Source organism: Embleya sp. NPDC025285, assembly GCF_055558835.1.
This window is the reverse complement of record NZ_JBVHLU010000166.1, coordinates 1-14,693: the sequence shown is the minus strand read 5'-3', so window position 1 is coordinate 14,693 and position 14,693 is coordinate 1. Positions and strand designations below refer to the sequence as shown.

At 68.6% G+C, this 14,693-nt stretch carries 12 protein-coding genes; 7 read left to right on the top strand and 5 right to left on the bottom strand.

Translation table 11 applies throughout. The features are described from left to right. Positions 1 to 92 precede the first annotated feature (92 nt). Complete coding sequence (locus ACZ4FV_RS49330) at positions 93 to 785, bottom strand: hypothetical protein (RefSeq protein ID WP_465327842.1); 693 nt, start codon at positions 783 to 785, stop codon at positions 93 to 95. Positions 786 to 1,374: 589 nt separating this feature from the next. After that, positions 1,375 to 1,884 (bottom strand): ATP-binding protein, encoded by a 510-nt coding sequence (locus ACZ4FV_RS49325; RefSeq protein WP_465327846.1) that lies wholly within the window; start codon positions 1,882 to 1,884, stop codon positions 1,375 to 1,377. A 285-nt stretch (positions 1,885 to 2,169) separates the two neighbouring features. On the opposite strand from ACZ4FV_RS49325, the gene ACZ4FV_RS49320 reads away from it, so the two are divergent. Together ACZ4FV_RS49320 and ACZ4FV_RS49315 are read left to right on the top strand one after the other, a co-directional pair. Further along, positions 2,170 to 3,048, top strand: a complete 879-nt coding sequence (locus ACZ4FV_RS49320) for a helix-turn-helix domain-containing protein (RefSeq protein WP_465327840.1) — start codon at positions 2,170 to 2,172, stop codon at positions 3,046 to 3,048. Beyond that, a complete protein-coding gene (locus ACZ4FV_RS49315) occupies positions 3,045 to 3,251 on the top strand; it encodes a DUF397 domain-containing protein (RefSeq protein WP_465327838.1) in 207 nt (68 codons plus the stop codon). The genes ACZ4FV_RS49320 and ACZ4FV_RS49315 overlap by 4 nt, the downstream gene beginning before the upstream one ends. 269 nt (positions 3,252 to 3,520) lie before the next feature. On the opposite strand, the gene ACZ4FV_RS49310 is transcribed toward ACZ4FV_RS49315, so the two are convergent. The 3 genes from ACZ4FV_RS49310 to ACZ4FV_RS49300 form a co-directional block, all read right to left on the bottom strand. Next, positions 3,521 to 4,411 (bottom strand): WbqC family protein, encoded by an 891-nt coding sequence (locus ACZ4FV_RS49310; RefSeq protein ID WP_465327836.1) that lies wholly within the window; start codon positions 4,409 to 4,411, stop codon positions 3,521 to 3,523. 28 nt (positions 4,412 to 4,439) lie between these two features. Then, positions 4,440 to 5,036, bottom strand: coding sequence for a YdcF family protein (locus tag ACZ4FV_RS49305; RefSeq protein ID WP_465327844.1), 597 nt, complete (start codon positions 5,034 to 5,036; stop codon positions 4,440 to 4,442). A 71-nt stretch (positions 5,037 to 5,107) separates the two neighbouring features. Continuing rightward, the gene (locus ACZ4FV_RS49300; protein WP_465327834.1) at positions 5,108 to 6,175 is read right to left on the bottom strand and encodes a helix-turn-helix domain-containing protein; all 1,068 of its coding nucleotides are present in this window, start codon (positions 6,173 to 6,175) and stop codon (positions 5,108 to 5,110) included. A gap of 324 nt (positions 6,176 to 6,499) precedes the next feature. On the opposite strand from ACZ4FV_RS49300, the gene ACZ4FV_RS49295 reads away from it, so the two are divergent. The 5 genes from ACZ4FV_RS49295 to ACZ4FV_RS49275 all read left to right on the top strand — a co-directional run bounded on the left by ACZ4FV_RS49295 (position 6,500) and on the right by ACZ4FV_RS49275 (position 14,428). Beyond that, entirely contained in the window at positions 6,500 to 6,682 is a 183-nt protein-coding gene (locus tag ACZ4FV_RS49295; protein WP_465327832.1) for an FxLD family lanthipeptide, read from the top strand. An 84-nt stretch (positions 6,683 to 6,766) separates the two neighbouring features. Then, positions 6,767 to 9,838 (top strand): lantibiotic dehydratase, encoded by a 3,072-nt coding sequence (locus tag ACZ4FV_RS49290; protein WP_465327830.1) that lies wholly within the window; start codon positions 6,767 to 6,769, stop codon positions 9,836 to 9,838. Further along, entirely contained in the window at positions 9,835 to 11,109 is a 1,275-nt protein-coding gene (locus tag ACZ4FV_RS49285; RefSeq protein ID WP_465327828.1) for a lanthionine synthetase C family protein, read from the top strand. Before ACZ4FV_RS49290 ends, ACZ4FV_RS49285 begins: the two co-directional genes overlap by 4 nt. A gap of 25 nt (positions 11,110 to 11,134) precedes the next feature. Continuing rightward, complete coding sequence (gene fxlM / locus ACZ4FV_RS49280; protein WP_465327826.1) at positions 11,135 to 13,216, top strand: methyltransferase, FxLD system; 2,082 nt, start codon at positions 11,135 to 11,137, stop codon at positions 13,214 to 13,216. Between the two features lie 171 nt (positions 13,217 to 13,387). Continuing rightward, on the top strand, positions 13,388 to 14,428 hold the full coding sequence (locus ACZ4FV_RS49275) for a hypothetical protein (RefSeq protein ID WP_465327825.1): 1,041 nt from the start codon (positions 13,388 to 13,390) through the stop codon (positions 14,426 to 14,428). Positions 14,429 to 14,693 lie beyond the last annotated feature (265 nt).

The following is a 14,693-nucleotide window of genomic DNA, read 5'->3' as shown; positions in this document are numbered from 1 at the left end:
GGGGTATTTGCGTGGTGCTGGCATGGTTCGTGGTGCTCCTTACGCCGGGCACCATAACCCGGCTTCAAGGACTCCACCAAACTCAGAGCAGCTCATGACGGGGGGTCGGTCGTGTCGTGGACGAGCATGCGGAGGACCTTCTCGACCGCCTGGTCGGGGTCGGTGGTCGCGATGGGCAGGTGGCAGGCCGTGGGTTCGAGTGCGGCAAGCTCGTCCTGGCGGGCCAGGCGGCGCGCCAACAAGGCGGGGGCGGCCAGTAGTTCGGCCTCGGCTGCGCCTGTCGGGTTCGCGGCAACGAGCTGGGCTGCGTGGTGAAAACTTGCGTGGAGGTGCACCACCATGTCGGGCACGAGAATGCGCGCCCGGTGCGGGCTGAACAGAGCCAGAACCTCGTCGCCGGTCAGACTCCCGCGGGCGGCGGCCATGGCCATCGCGGAGACCAGGTATCCCGACACGACCACCGGTCGCACCCGCACAACATCGGTGATCGGGGCGGCCACGTTCACCAGGGCCTCGACGAGCCCCTCGTGGCCCGCTGCCGCACCGAGGCCAGCTTCCAGCGGTCCCTTGATGCGTTCGCCGCGCAACACGCGAGCCAGCCGCGCTGCGACCAAATCCGCGCCCACGACCCCATCCACGGCCACGAACGGGTACCGATGCTGCGGAACTTGGGCGGCGGCTCCCGGCTTTCCCGGCTCCTCGTGCGCGTCGGACGGAGGAGTCGAGGTCCCAACAAACGATGGATCGTCGCGGGGGGTGGGCACATCGGTCGGATCGTCGGACATGGGTGGTGCCTCTCTGTGGGCGGGCGCGGTGGCATTGCCGACTCAGGCGGTGTCGGCGCTGATCGGTGCACTTCCGCGACGGGGATGACAGGCGAGGTAGTCGGGTGGGTTCAGCCCGGGGCCGGCCAGGTGGCGATCACGCGTGCGCCCGTGCGGCCGAACGGCCGCCACCCCACCGGGGGCGAGGGGACTCGGCGGGCCCCAGGAGTGGCGGGTTCGCGCCCGGGGCGGTGCAGCGACCGCAGCGCCTCCGGTGTCGCCCGATGCGGGCCGCCGCCGGGGAGGCGGGGTCGGCGCGGCATACGGTGCCCGAATGCCGACGTGATCGCCGCGATCGCCTGACCGGCGGTGACGATCCGTGCCGTACCCGGATGATCGGGAGAGGAAATGACGATTCGCAGAGCGCGCTCGGGATGGACCGTGGCCGTCGGCATCGAGCCGAGCCGCCCTCGTCCCGAGTTCCCCAGCACCATGTCCGCGGCCAACGGGGTGCGCCCGGGCGGCGTCATGAGGCGGGGGTTTGCATCGGGGTAGGGGCCGAGGTCAGGGGCACTGGAGGTCTCCGGCGGGTTGTCGGCGGTAGATGCGCTCATCGAAGGAGTCGGCGTGGCCAGCGACGCATCGGGGATGATCCTGCAGATTTGGGAGTGTCGCCGGTGGAGCACCGCAGGCCCGTCCCAGCCCAGACGATCGTCCGCCGCTGCCAGCGGAAAGCTCCGAAGCGCGCGCTCATCGCCGCGACGAGCAGGAGTCCGCGACCCCCCTCACTATCGGGAGGACTTGCGATGACGAGATGCAGCGGGCGCTCCGGCGCATCACCGTCGTTGACTACCGCGATGAAGATCGAGGTGCGCGTCCGAGTCATGATCACGACGACCCTGCTGGGGGATGCGTGCTCGATGGCGTTACTGAACAACTCGGAGACGACGAGAGCGACCCAGTCCTGAGCCTCCTCCTCTGGGACATCCCAGGAGCCCAGGATCGACCCCGCGGCGTGGCGCACGCCTGCGACGTCGCATGGATTCAGGCCGGAAGGGCGAATGAGGCGCGACCTAAACCAGGCGTGTCGATGTCTCCGCCAGCCGTTCTTCGTCCGCATCGCTGCTAATGAGGTTGACGACTTCGCGGCCCCCGCATGAGTGGGGGTTCGGGCGGTACGGGAAGTTTGTCGTCTTGCTTTGGCCATGGGGCGCAGATCCCTTCCTGCCACCGGAGGGAAGCAGTTGATCTTGTTGCGCTTGGTGATCATGTGGGCGCCCTGAGTCGCCCCGGGATACAGTCCCGCACTCCCATTGGGATCGTCAATGGGAATCCCAAAGAATTGCCGGCGGGGCCCCCGGACGGGTGACGGTGAGGCAGAATGAGGCCCAAGGAGGCCATACAAATGCCGAACAGCACTGCGGGATCCTTGGTCCGCCAGCGAACTCTTGGTGCGCTCCTCGCGAAGGCCCGCGCCGATCGTCGGCTGACGTTGAAGGAAGTCGTGGCCGCGGTCGCGCCGGTGAAGCTCTCGCAGAGCAGGCTCAGCCGCATCGAGAACGGCGAGGGTCCCGTCCGGCCCGAAGACCTCGATGCATTCGTCCGTGTCTACGAGATCCCGAAGGCCGACCGAAGCGCCCTGTACCAGTTGCTGCCGGAGGACACCGGACGTCGGCCGAACGCCTGGTTCCATGCCTATAGCCAGATCCTCGACGCGGATACTTTCGGCCGCATCGCCCTCGAACACGAGGCAGAAGAGGTCTTGGAGTATCTGCCGCTGGATATCTCGGGCCTCCTGCAGACCCCCGACTACGCCGATCAAACGCAGCGGGGCGGGTACTACACGCTCGGCGAGGAGCAGGTGCAGGACCACACGCAGATCCGCATGAAGCGTCAAGAACGACTCAGGGCCGAGAATCCCCTTCGGGTCGTGGCGTACGTGACCGAGGCTGCCACCCACATCACGCGAGGAGCCGGTCCGGATGTGCTGCGCGAACAGTTGGCCCGCCTGATCAGGGACGCTGAGGAGCCCTCGATCAGCATCCGCATCGTTCCGAACACGGCTGGTCCGACCGCGGTGTATTCCAGCGGGCTGACCTTGATGAGGTTCCCGGGCGCCGCGCCATCCATCTCGTTCCTCGACGTAGTCGGGGCCAGCCTCATGCGGGACACTCAGAAGGACATCGAACGCGCCGAACGGTCCTTTCGCCAGTTGGACGAACAGGCGTTGTCCGAGGCGGAATCGGTGGCGTTCCTGGCACGCCGAATGAAAGAGATCAAGTGACCACGAACGAGTACCGCAGTGCCCCGTGGCGCAAGTCCACGTATTCGGGCCAGGCGAACGGCTGCGTCACCGTCGCCCCGCTTGAAGGCTCAGCAAGCAATGGACGCAACCTCGTCGGAGTGCTCGACAGCAAGATCGCAGGCAGCCCAGTCCAGGAATACCCCACCACGGCGTGGGCACAGTTCTTGGCACACCTCGGCTAACGACGGCCAAGCTGACGCGACCGGACGGCCCCTTCCCTAGAGGGGCCGTCCGGCCTCTTACCAGACCGACGCCAACCCGAGAGGGACGAAGGCCCGCGCAGCCGCCGAGCGCTTGTGGTCACCGTCATCAAGGACGTTGAGCCGCCCTCTCTATGTCGTCACGATGTGTTCGTGAGTGCCAAAGGCCGGTCGTGGCCTGGGTTCGCCCTCGCGCGTTCCCGTCGGCGGCGGGGTCCGTCCCGGACATTGATCATGATGGTGAGTGCGGATCAGGTCCGCGTACTCATGGTCCCGGCATCTTGAGTGGGGCAGGACGTCCCGGGCGGCACCCACGGGGAGTCCCTCCCGGCTGCCGGGTCATCCGTCCGCGAGGTTGAAGAGTGCCTACCATCCGACGGTGCGGGCTGGGTCGCGGACGTGGGCCAAGTCGTTTGGGCGGAGCATGCGGATTGAGTGACGGTGCGCAGGTCGTCCAACGCCGTCCTTACGCAGGCGGGCCCGTACGTGGCGAGCGCCCACAGGGCGGTGATCTTCGAAGCCCCGGTCCACAGGTCCTCGACTGCTCGCGGTGCGCGAAAGGCGTGGACGTTGAGGTGCCGCTGCGTGAAGGGGCGGTGGTCGAGGTAGCGCAGGCCGCCGGTGCCGCACAGGTAGGTGACGGCCTCGACGGCGGTGGTGAGGTCGGCCAGACGTTCCGAACGGTCCGAGGAGGCGGCGATGTCGCTGCTGTGCACGATGGTGCCGTGCCAGTTCAAGACGTTCAGCAGAGCACGGGTGGTTGCCTCGGCCACGGCTGCTGTGCCCGCGGCCTCGGCGACGGTGTGGACGACGGGTTCGAGCGCATCATGCAGTAACTGCCAATGGGGACTGGCGTGGTAGTACTGCGCGGGCAGTTGGCCGAGGCGCCGGGCAGCCCGCGGCGGATCGGCGATTCGGGCATCGCGGATCAACGTTGCGCGGCCGTGGGGGAGATGGGTCTCGACGGACAGCCACTGTCGCCGCTGCGGGTCGTCGAGTGCGGCGAGGCGGGCCCGATGCTGGTAGTCGCGGCGGACGAACTGGACGTCGTCGAGGACCACCCAGACGTCCGCCGCGTAGAGCTTCGCCAGGGTGGACAGGCGGGGCAGGAGGTTGGGCTGATGGATCGCGCACGAGCGCACAGTGCGCGGACCGGGCCGCGAGGCACGGTCAGGCGGGCAAGAGCCAACTGTCGTAGCCGCGGGCTCGGAGACGGTCGAAGGCATCGCGGACCCCTTCCGGGACGTGCTGCTCGATGGCGAAACCGCGCTTGGGGTACTCCATCACCCGCTCCATGTCACCCATGAGCATGTCGATGAACTGCTTGTCGTCGGCGTGCGTCCTGGCGTAGTCGTCGAACGACAGGGACTGGGAGACGCAGACCGGCTCCACCTCGGGCCACAGCTTGCGGCATGTCGCGTAGGCGCGGCGCTGCATGTAGGGCATGGAGATCAGCAGGACGGTGGTCACCGGGACGCCGGCGTTCTCCAGTACCTCGCGGGAGAAGGCGATGTTCTGGCCGGTGTTGGTGGCCTTCGGCTCCAGCAGCATCGCCTCGTCCGGCACGTCGAGGGACAGCGCGTGCTCGCGGTAGTGCACGGCCTCGCCTCGGGGGAACAGCCCGAGGGTGGCGGCGCTGGTGTCGCCGGTGAAGACCACGACCGGGAACATGCCGGCGTGGTAAAGATCGGCGGTGGCGGTGGCCACACCCAGGTCGAGGCTGCCGAGGGTGATCGCGGCGGAGCAGGGCCGCAGTTCGTGGCCCATCTGGTGGAAGTCCCAGACGATGCGGGCATCGGCCCGGTCCGCGTCGCTGATCGTGGTTCCGCTGCTGTCTGTCACGTGTACTCCTCGCTGTGGCGAACGGTCTCGATGCTGCGCAGTTGGTGGTTCAGGCCGTATCGGGCGGCGATCTCCGAGGCCCGGTCGAGCACGGTGTTCCCGACGCTGCGCGTGCTCGGGTCGGTGAGCAGGATGTGGGCATGCGCGGTGTCGATCTGAACGCGCCGGAGCGGGGAGTCGAAGCGGCAATTGCCACGGGCGGTATCGATGTAGGCCAGAGCCCTGGTGAGATCGCCGGCACCGCGGTGGGCCAGGGCGAGTTTCTGCTGGGCGCTCGCCCAGTCCTCCGGCTCGTCCAGTTCCTCAAACCACTCGGCCGCCTGGTGCATGATCTGGATGGCGGACTCGTTGTGTCCGTCCTTGGCCAGGGCGGTGCCGATCCACAGCAGGGCCCGGGCGCGGTCTGCAGAGCCCAGCCTCTCGTCGTCGGCCAGTTGTCGGTATCGGGAAGCCGCAGCGGTGTGGCGTCCCGTCATTTCGGTGACCACGACGAGCGAGAGATCGATTTGCGCGGCCCGGCGGGGCACGTCGAGTTCGGTGAACACGGCGTGCGCGTCGGAGTAGAGCTGCGTGGCGGTCCCCAGGTCCTGAACGGTCCCTTGGAGGCGCCGTAGGTCCCCGGAGAGAGCCAACGAACGGCCGTACAGGTACAGATGCCGACGGTCTTGGCCGTGAGGCCGCGTGAAGTGGAGCCAACGCTTCAACAGGGTGGCGGCGAAGGCGAAGTCTTGACGATCGAGGCACACCACGATCCGCTCCAGATCCTCCGACCAGGCTTCGTGATCGACGACCGCTGGCAACAGTGTTGTGCGTGGTTGCCGGTCGAGCGGGTCTTGAGTGAGGAACTGCTCGAAGCGGGCCTGAACGGTGGCATCGGCGCGGGCGAGGGCCGTGTCGAGGATGGCCTGTGTGTCGGGCCAGGGGCAGGTCGCGGCGCCGAGCTTCTCCCATTTGGAGACGGTGCGGACGCCGACGCCGAGATGCGCGGCGTAGGCACGCACGCTCATGCGCAGTGCCTGTCGTAGCAGGCCGGCCTCGCGGCCGGTCCATCGTCGCACGCTCACCACCGGGCGCCTCCCTCCTGGCGCAATGGAAGCACGGACGGTGGTCGAGGGACCACGGAAGTGCCACAAAGGTGCAACGGGCGTTCATTCCCGATGGGCTGGTGCCACGTCAGGCTTGGAACGGTTCGTCAGCTCGCTCGGTTGATGCGCCTTCGGTTCGCCGGATTCGACACAAGAACTGGACTCGGAGTCAGGCCGCCTTGGACGTGAGCCTGGCCCCTCGGGTCGATGGTCAGGGTTGCCTGCGTGACGTGGTGCTCGATCGGCGCCACACATGGGCATTCCTTGGTGAGGCCAATTCGTCATCAAAGAAAAGGAGTTGGCATGATCTCCGAAATCACGCACGCCACGACGGGTGCGAAGCCGGCGGCCCGGGACACGGCCGTTTCCGAAGGCTTCGACCTCGATGTCTCGCTGGTCGAGGTGGCCGACGTCGCCGGTCTGGTCAGCGTGACAGACGACAACTGTGGCGAGACCTGCGGCGCCTGCACCACGAACGTGGCCTGATCGTAGGCGCCTCACCACAGGCCGGTGTCTTCGTGCCCCGCAGCGCGAGGGCACCGGTCGCCCGGCCGAACACAGGAGGTTGTCATGGCTTCGAGCAGCGCGTTTCGTGCCGGTACGTCCGCGCTCGTGCGGGCGGTGGCCCGGTCGAAGCTCCCCATTCCCCCGTGTCCCGATCTCGGAGACCCGTTGCCTCACGGCGCGGTTGCCCAACTGGAGTGGCTGCGGCAGGTGTGGTCCGAGGAGGACACTGCAGAGGCGCTGGAACACGCCAGTCCGGCCCTCGCCTCCCAGGTGCGTGCCTTGTGCTCATCCGGCGCCCCGGCTGCGCGGGATGTGCGCCGCGCCGCCGCCTCGGTGGCCCGCTACGTCTTGCGTGCCGAGCACCGGCCCACTCCCTTCGGCTTGTTCGCCGGCGTTGCTCCGGCCACGTTTGGCCCACAGGCACGCACCGTATGGCGCACGGGTCACTCGGCCATCGGTCGCGCGGGCGCGGAGTGGCTGACCGTGGTCGTTGAACGGCTGGAGTCGTGTTCCGAACTGTTGGAACGCCTTGGGGTGGTCGCCAACAACACTGCGACCAGACGCGGTGATCGGCTCGTCTTGCCGTACGGGGCCAACACCGAACGTGACCGGAAGCGGGCCGTCGAGGTATCCGTGGCCCTGACCGAACCGGTGCGGGTGACCCTGGAAGCGGCCCGCGAACCGATCCGCGTCGGCCTTCTCGTGGACGAGTTGGCGGCCACCTTCCCCGCTGTGGACCTGGCGAAGGTACAGCGACTCCTGCATGAGCTGGTCCGACACAACATTCTGATCACCAACCTGCACGCACCGAGCACCGAGACCGACGCCTTGGACCACCTGCTCGAACAACTTTCCGCCGTGGGCGCCGACACCGTCGTTCCGGTCGCCGAGACCGTGCGCGAACTGCGCGCAGTTCAGGCTGACTTGCGCGGATGTTACTCCCGCAGGGGCCGGACTCACGCTGCCGCCCGGATGCGGGCTCTGGTCCCAGGTCTGCAACGCCACCCGTTGGCTCTCGACTTGCGCTTGGATGTCGACGTCGAACTGCCCGAGGAGGTTGCCCGCGAGACCGAGCGGGCTGCCGACGTCCTGACCCGGGTCAGCGCGCTCCCGTACGGAACTGCGGCGTGGAAGGCGTACCAGCGGCGGTTCTACGAGCGGTACGGCATCGGCACGATGGTGCCGCTCAACGAAGTCGTCGCCGACAGCGGCATCGGATTCCCCGACGGGTATCCCGGCGCCTCGGCCGATGCGCAGCGCTCGCGTCTCTCTGCACGAGACGACACGTTGGTGCGGTTGGCTCAGGGGGCCGCCCTCGACGGCCGCGACGAGATACTCCTCACCGAGGAGCTGATCGAGACCATGAATCTGGGCTCCGGGCATCCCAGGGTGCCCCCACACCTGGAGATCGGCGTCCGCGTCCACGCAGCCAATACGCAGGACCTGAACCGCGGACGATTCCTCTTGGAGGTTGCGAGCGTGTCTCGCGGCGTCGGCGTCGTCTCGGGGCGGTTCCTCGGGGTACTGGCACCCGAAGGCCGGGAGTCCATGTCGAGGGAAATGGCCGACCTGCCGACCGCAGACGTCGGCACGGTCCCCGCCCAATTGTCCTTCCCGCCGCTGTTGCCCGCGAGCGCCCACGTCACCCGTACCCCGCAAGTCTTGGCCGCCGTGATCAGCGTCCAGGAACACCGCCCATCGAGCGGTCACGTGCTTACGCCTGACGATTTGGCGGTGGCGTGCGACGGGCGCCGGATGTACCTGGCCGCGCCCAAGCACGGGCACCGGATCGAGGCGGTGGGGATGCACGCCCTGAACCTCGCCACACACACCCACCCGCTGGTGCGTTTCCTCACCGAGCTGTCCCGTGCCCAATGCGCGCAGGTGACCTTGTTTCAGTGGGGTGCGGCGGCGGCGATGCCGTTCCTGCCCAGGATCCGCTACGGGCGCACGGTGCTTGCTCCGGCACAGTGGCGGTTGGACGCGGCCGACCTGCCCGGACGCGACCGCGCCCAGGCCCAGTGGGACAACGCACTTGAGGAGTGGCAGATCAGGCGGCGGATGCCGCGAAGGGTCGACTTGGCCGAGGGCGACCGCCGCCTGCGGCTCGACCTCGGCCAGGCCGCACATCGAACGCTGCTGCGCCGGCACCTCGACCGCGCCCGCCAGGCTGTGCTTGTCGAAGCTCCGGACGCCGACGCGTACGGTTGGTGTGACGGTCGGGCGCACGAGGTCGTCGTGCCGCTCAAGGCGACGCAGCCACCGGCCTGGCCGGTCCTGCCGTCCCCTGCACCGGCCCGCACCCTCTCTCCGGCGCAGGTCCAAACCCCCGGTGTCTCCTCGCTGCTGCTGGCCACCTTGTACGGCGACCTGCGGCGCCAGGACGCGCTACTCGCCCGGCATCTTCCGGTACTGCTGGACCGACTCGGCAGGCCGCCGTGGTGGTTCATCCGCTTCCGCGACCCCGACCATCACCTGCGCGTGCGCATCGCCCTCCCCGATTCCGACGCCTTCGCCGAGACCGCCCGCACGGTCGGTACCTGGGCCGACGAACTGCGCGCTGCGGGCCTGTTGTCGGATGTGCGCTTCCCCACCTCCTACCGCGAGATGGGCCGCTGGGGCTCCGGTTCCGCTTGGGAGGCCGCCGAGGAGGTCTTTCGCGCGGACTCGCAAGCCATCGTTGTCCAGCTTGCACAACTCCGGCGTCCGCATCAACGTGCGCTGGTGACCGCGCACACCATCGCCATTGCCTGCGCGTTCCTGGGCAGCACCGAGGCCGGGATGCGCTGGCTGGTTGACCACATCCCGCCCACCGCGCCCGCTCGGGTACCGCGTCCGCAGTTCGCCGAGAGTGTACGACTGGCCGATCCGTTCGGGGACTGGGCGGCCCTGCGCGACGTGCCCGGTGGGCAGACCATCGTCAAGGCGTGGGCGGACCGGGATGCGGCACTCGCTGACTACCGGCCGCACTTCCCTGGTCCGGACACCCAGGGAGTCAGCTTGGACGACGTCCTGTTGTCCCTGTTGCACGTTCACTTCGTTCGCCACCTGGCGGTCGACTTTCCCGAGGAAGAGATCTGCCTGTACCTCGCGCGCGCCGCCGCCTTGGCCTGGACGGCCCGGAGGACACGGTGACCCACCATCTTGCGCTCACTGTGGCGAACGCTGTCGCGGAGATCCTGGCCCACCCCGACACCGCTCCCCTGCCCACGCGCACGACAACCACCGACCGGCAACAACTCGCCTACGGGCCACTGGGGATCGCGCTGCTCCACATCGAGCGGGCGGCGACCGGACGGGGCCCGTGGCAGCGCGCCCACGCCTGGCTCGCCGGCGCCACTCGGCAGCCCTTCATCAGCGGCCCCGACTCCCACCCCTTCTACGGAGCTCCCGCCCTCGCCCACACCGTTGCCCGCGCCGCCGTACACCGGCCCGGTACCTACCAGCGCGCCCTGGACACTCTCGACAGGCAGATCATCACCGACATCCGCCGTCGACTCGACGCGGCACATCGCCGAATCGACGCCGGAACCCTGCCACAACCATCGGAGTACGACGCCATCCGCGGACTCACCGGATATGGCCCCCATCTTCTCCGACGCGATCCGTCCAGCCCCACGATGCGCGCGATCCTCGACTATTGCGTGCTCCTGACCCGGCCGGTCACCCACGACGGCGAGACCCTGCCCGGGTGGTGGACGCCCACCGGACCCTCCGGCCGACCGGACGAGCGGTTCCCGAGCGGGCACGCCAACAACGGTCTCGCGCACGGAATCGGCGGCGTGCTCGCACTGCTGGCGCTCGCCACCCGCAAAGGCACCCTCGTCGATGGTCAACGCGACGCCATGCGCACCATCCAGTCGTGGCTCGACCGCTGGCAGAGAAAGACCTGCTCCGGCGTCGACTGGCCGTACTGGGTCACCCGCGTCGAACTCCACGACGGACGCCTCGCCCCGTCCGCTTCGCGCCGCCCCTCGTGGTGCTACGGCACCGCCGGCCTCGCCCGCGCCCAGCAACTCGCCGCCCTCGCACTCGGTGACACCAACCGCCAAGTCAACGCGGAGAACGCACTCGTGGCCGCCCTCACCGATCCCGCCCGGCTCGACGCGACGACCGGCAACGGCATGTGCCACGGCTTCGCCGGCCTCGCCCACCTCGCCGCCCGGGTCGCCGACGACGCGCATCCCGCGACCATCGACCGACTCCGAGCCGCGATACCGGAACTTCTAAACGCGATCTGCCCGCCGGGCACCGATCCGGTCCACGGTGCGAGGGCGGTTGTTCAGGACAAAGAGGCCGGACCGGGATTCCTCAACGGCGCCGCCGGAATCGCCCTGGCACTCCTTGCCCCTGCCACCACCACGCCGCCCCTCTCGGGCTGGGACACCTGTCTGCTCATCGCCTGACCCACCGATCGAAGGACTCGCACCGATGGCCGCGCGCCGCTGGCACCAGCACAACGTCACCTTCGCCGACCGCGAGAGCAGCCGGCGCGCCATCAGCAACCGCCTCGGCCCCGCGCTGTTCGCGGCCGAGGAAGCCGGACAGCTCGACGCCTGGTGGTTCATGAACAAGCAGCCCTGGCCCCTGCGGTACCGCGCCGTCCGACCGTCCCCGATGATCGAGTCCGTGCTCGACGACCTCGTCGAATCTGGCACCGTGCGGTCGCGGCCATCCGGCATCTACGAGCCCGAGACCCTGGCCTTCGGCGGCGCCCACGCCATGGACGCCGCCCACGACCTGTTCCACGCGGACAGCCGGAACCTGCTCGCCTACCATCCCGGCCCGGGGCGGTTCGGCCGCCGGGAGAGCGCCGTTCTCCTGATCAGCGCCCTGATGCGAGCCGCCGACCTGGACTGGTTCGAACAGGGCGACGTATGGGCGAAGGCCGCCGCACTGCGGCCGGCTACCGAACCCCCCGCCCCCGCGCGTTCCGCAGCCTTGATACCGGCGATGCGCACGCTGATGACCGCCGACGCCCGCGCCCTGCAGTACCCCAACGGCCCGCTCGACGGGCACGCCGCATGGGTGGCCGCCTTCGAACGGGCCGGGACCACGCTCGCCCACCTCGCCACCACCGGAGGGCTCGCGCGCGGCCTGCGCGCTGTCATCGCCCACCACGTGATCTTCCACGCCAACCGCGCCGGTCTTCCCCCAAGCGACCAAAGCGCTCTGTTCACCACCGCACGAGAGGCAGTCATGCGATCGCGTGACAACACCACGACGTCCACCGCAGGCACGCCCGAAATCACTAGCCTCGGGACGGTGAAAACCGATACGAGCACCACGTCCGAGGCAAAGGCCACACAGCTCCGATACGCCTTGGTCGACCAGATCCGGGAGTCCGGGCACGCACGCACGCACGCCGTCGAGACCGCGCTGCGCACTGTGCCCCGCCACCTGTTCGTGCCCGACGTTCCCCTCGAAGACGCTTACGCGAACGCGCCGGTCAACATCAAGTACGACGCCGACGGTGCGTCGATCTCCTGCGCTTCACAGCCCGGGATCGTCGCGCTCATGTTGGACCAGTTGGAGGCCCGGCCCGGAGAACGCATCCTCGAACTCGGCGCCGGCACCGGCTACAACGCGGCCCTCCTCGCCCACCTGGTCGGCGTGAGCGGCCACGTCACCACCATCGACGTGGATGACGACCTCGTGGAAGGAGCCCGCGGCCACCTGGCCACCGCCGGGATCACCAACGTGGATGTAGTGACCCGCGACGGCGCACTCGGCCACGCCGCAGGCGCACCATACGACCGGATCATCGCCACCGTCGGCGCGCACGGCGTACCTCACGCCTGGCTCGACCAACTCGCCCCCGGCGGACGACTCGTCGTGCCCCAGCGCCTCAAGGGCAGCGTGTCCCGTTCCATCGCCTACGAGCAGCGCGACGGCCGTTGGACCAGCGTCAGCAGCAGGATGAACACCTTCATGCCGCTGCGCAGGGGCATCGCCGACGACGACCGTCGCGTCATTCCCCTCGGTTTCGGCGATGCGGTACACCTCCAGGCACCCGCCGGACACCACATCGACGCCGAAGCCCTGGCCGAAGTCCTGGACCAGCCGCGCACCGAGGAGTGGACCGGCATGCTGGTCCGTGCCATGGAATCGCCCGAGTGGATGGAGCTGTTCGTCTCCTGTTCCCTGCCCGGAGGCCTGATCCGCATGCTGTTCCCCAAGGACGCCATGGGCAGCGTCCTCTCCGACGACCCCTACCCCTCCTCCACCGCGGCCATCGACAAGGGCGCCCTCACCTACCTCGCCCGGCGCCCGGCGCAGGAGAAAACCGCCGAGGGAGGCAAGCTCTGGGAGTTCGGCGTTATCGGCCACGGACCCGGCAGCGACGAGCTGGCCGCGAGCGTCGCCGAGACGATCCGCACGTGGGACCGCCTCTACCGGGGACGCGAGGCGTCCTTCGAACTCCGGCGTCTCGACGCACCCGCGATCGAGCAGCGCCCCGGGCTCTTCTCCATCGACACCCCGCTGAACCGCATCATCGTCGACTGGCGGTGACACCGGCTCGGAGGTGACGGAAGTGGAGCCCGTGGCCGAGTCGTCGGGCTCCACCACCTTGCACCCTTACCGCCGCCCACAGGGGGACACGTGGAACCAAACGGCCCGACAGCACGGCGCTTCCCACTCGTTGCCCGGTTCCGGCCCGCTTGTCTGCCGCTTCCCGCCCGGGTGGGGGCACTGGTCGACCTGGCCCACAGGGCGGCAGAACGGGGCGAACAAGGTTTGGCTTCCGCCTTCTTCAACCAATCCGCGCTCCTCGCTTCCGATCTTGGCCGTCCCGACCTGGCCCGGACGATGTGCCACCGGCACGCCCACGCGTTCCTGCGAATGTGCCCATTGCCAGCCGCGAGTGCCATCCGAGGGCTGGAGCCCTTGGTCAACTGCGCGCGCTTGCAGATCCGCGCCGGCCACACCGACGCCGGCCGCCGATGCCTTCTCGACCTGTACGAAGCCGTCGGCACCGGCACCGGCATTGCCTTCGAAGGCATCACCGTGCCTGCCGACCTCACCCGAGCCGTCGAGGACCGGCAGGAAGTCCGCAGGTGGTTGTGGCGTGTCCTGCTCGCGGACGGCACACGAGCCCTCGCTACCGCAGGCCGCTGGCGTGAGGCCCTGGCGCACGTCGAACAGCATCGGGGAGTGGGTACACGGATGCTCGACGGACGCCAAGTCGCCGTGGTCGCGGCTCTCATCGAAGACGACACGGATCACGCCGCGCAACTGCTCGCCGGCACGGCGCCCGGTGATTCGTGGGAGCAGGCGGTGACCGGCTGCCTGACGGCGCTCTGCCATCGCGATGCGGGTCTCGGCGTGGACGCCTTCCCGGCCGTTGCGGTGAACGCCTACTTGAGCAACGACCCCGATCCGCGGCTGGCCGTCTTCGACATACGCCTCGGCCTCACCGCACTCGATACGCTCGCATCCGTCGAGCATCCCGAAGCCCGCCGCCTGGTTGATACTTTGATGCGCCGCACGAGGGCAACGAAAGACGGCAACGCGGCCCGCGAGTTACTCGCCGACCATTTGTTCACTGCGGCCGTCAATGATCGCCAGATCCAGGAGTTCAAGGACCTGGTGCGAGCCTGTGGCCTCGAAGCAGGCGTCATGTCGGAGGAGCATTTCGGCGACCTTTCCGCCGGCTTGAATTCCAGCGAAGCGGTCATCACCCGAACCCTGTCCGCTGCAGTAGCAGCGGACAGGATGATCTGAGGGGGTTTTCGGCCGATGACCACATGGGGCCTGGCCTTGTTGAACGCGCGTCGGTCCACGACGAACGGCGAGACCACAGGCAGCCGACCCCGGGGCACGCGCCGCCGATCGGCACGTTGCGCGGACGACATAGATCGCCCCGCAGACATGTCACCTGAGCCGCGCGTATCCGTGTCAACGCTCTCTGAAAACTGACCCCCTGCGGGTCTCGGAAAATTGCCCCCCGAGGCCGGTTCAACCCTGATTCGCGCGGTTCTCCTTGGCG

Coding starts and splice junctions, on each gene's coding strand:
- ACZ4FV_RS49330 (WP_465327842.1), bottom strand. CDS start 785: ATGTCCGACGATCCGACCGATGTGCCCACCCCCCGCGACGATCCATCG.
- ACZ4FV_RS49325 (WP_465327846.1), bottom strand. CDS start 1,884: ATGCGGACGAAGAACGGCTGGCGGAGACATCGACACGCCTGGTTTAGG.
- ACZ4FV_RS49320 (WP_465327840.1), top strand. CDS start 2,170: ATGCCGAACAGCACTGCGGGATCCTTGGTCCGCCAGCGAACTCTTGGT.
- ACZ4FV_RS49305 (WP_465327844.1), bottom strand. CDS start 5,036: ATGGGCCACGAACTGCGGCCCTGCTCCGCCGCGATCACCCTCGGCAGC.
- ACZ4FV_RS49295 (WP_465327832.1), top strand. CDS start 6,500: ATGATCTCCGAAATCACGCACGCCACGACGGGTGCGAAGCCGGCGGCC.
- ACZ4FV_RS49290 (WP_465327830.1), top strand. CDS start 6,767: ATGGCTTCGAGCAGCGCGTTTCGTGCCGGTACGTCCGCGCTCGTGCGG.
- fxlM (WP_465327826.1), top strand. CDS start 11,135: ATGGCCGCGCGCCGCTGGCACCAGCACAACGTCACCTTCGCCGACCGC.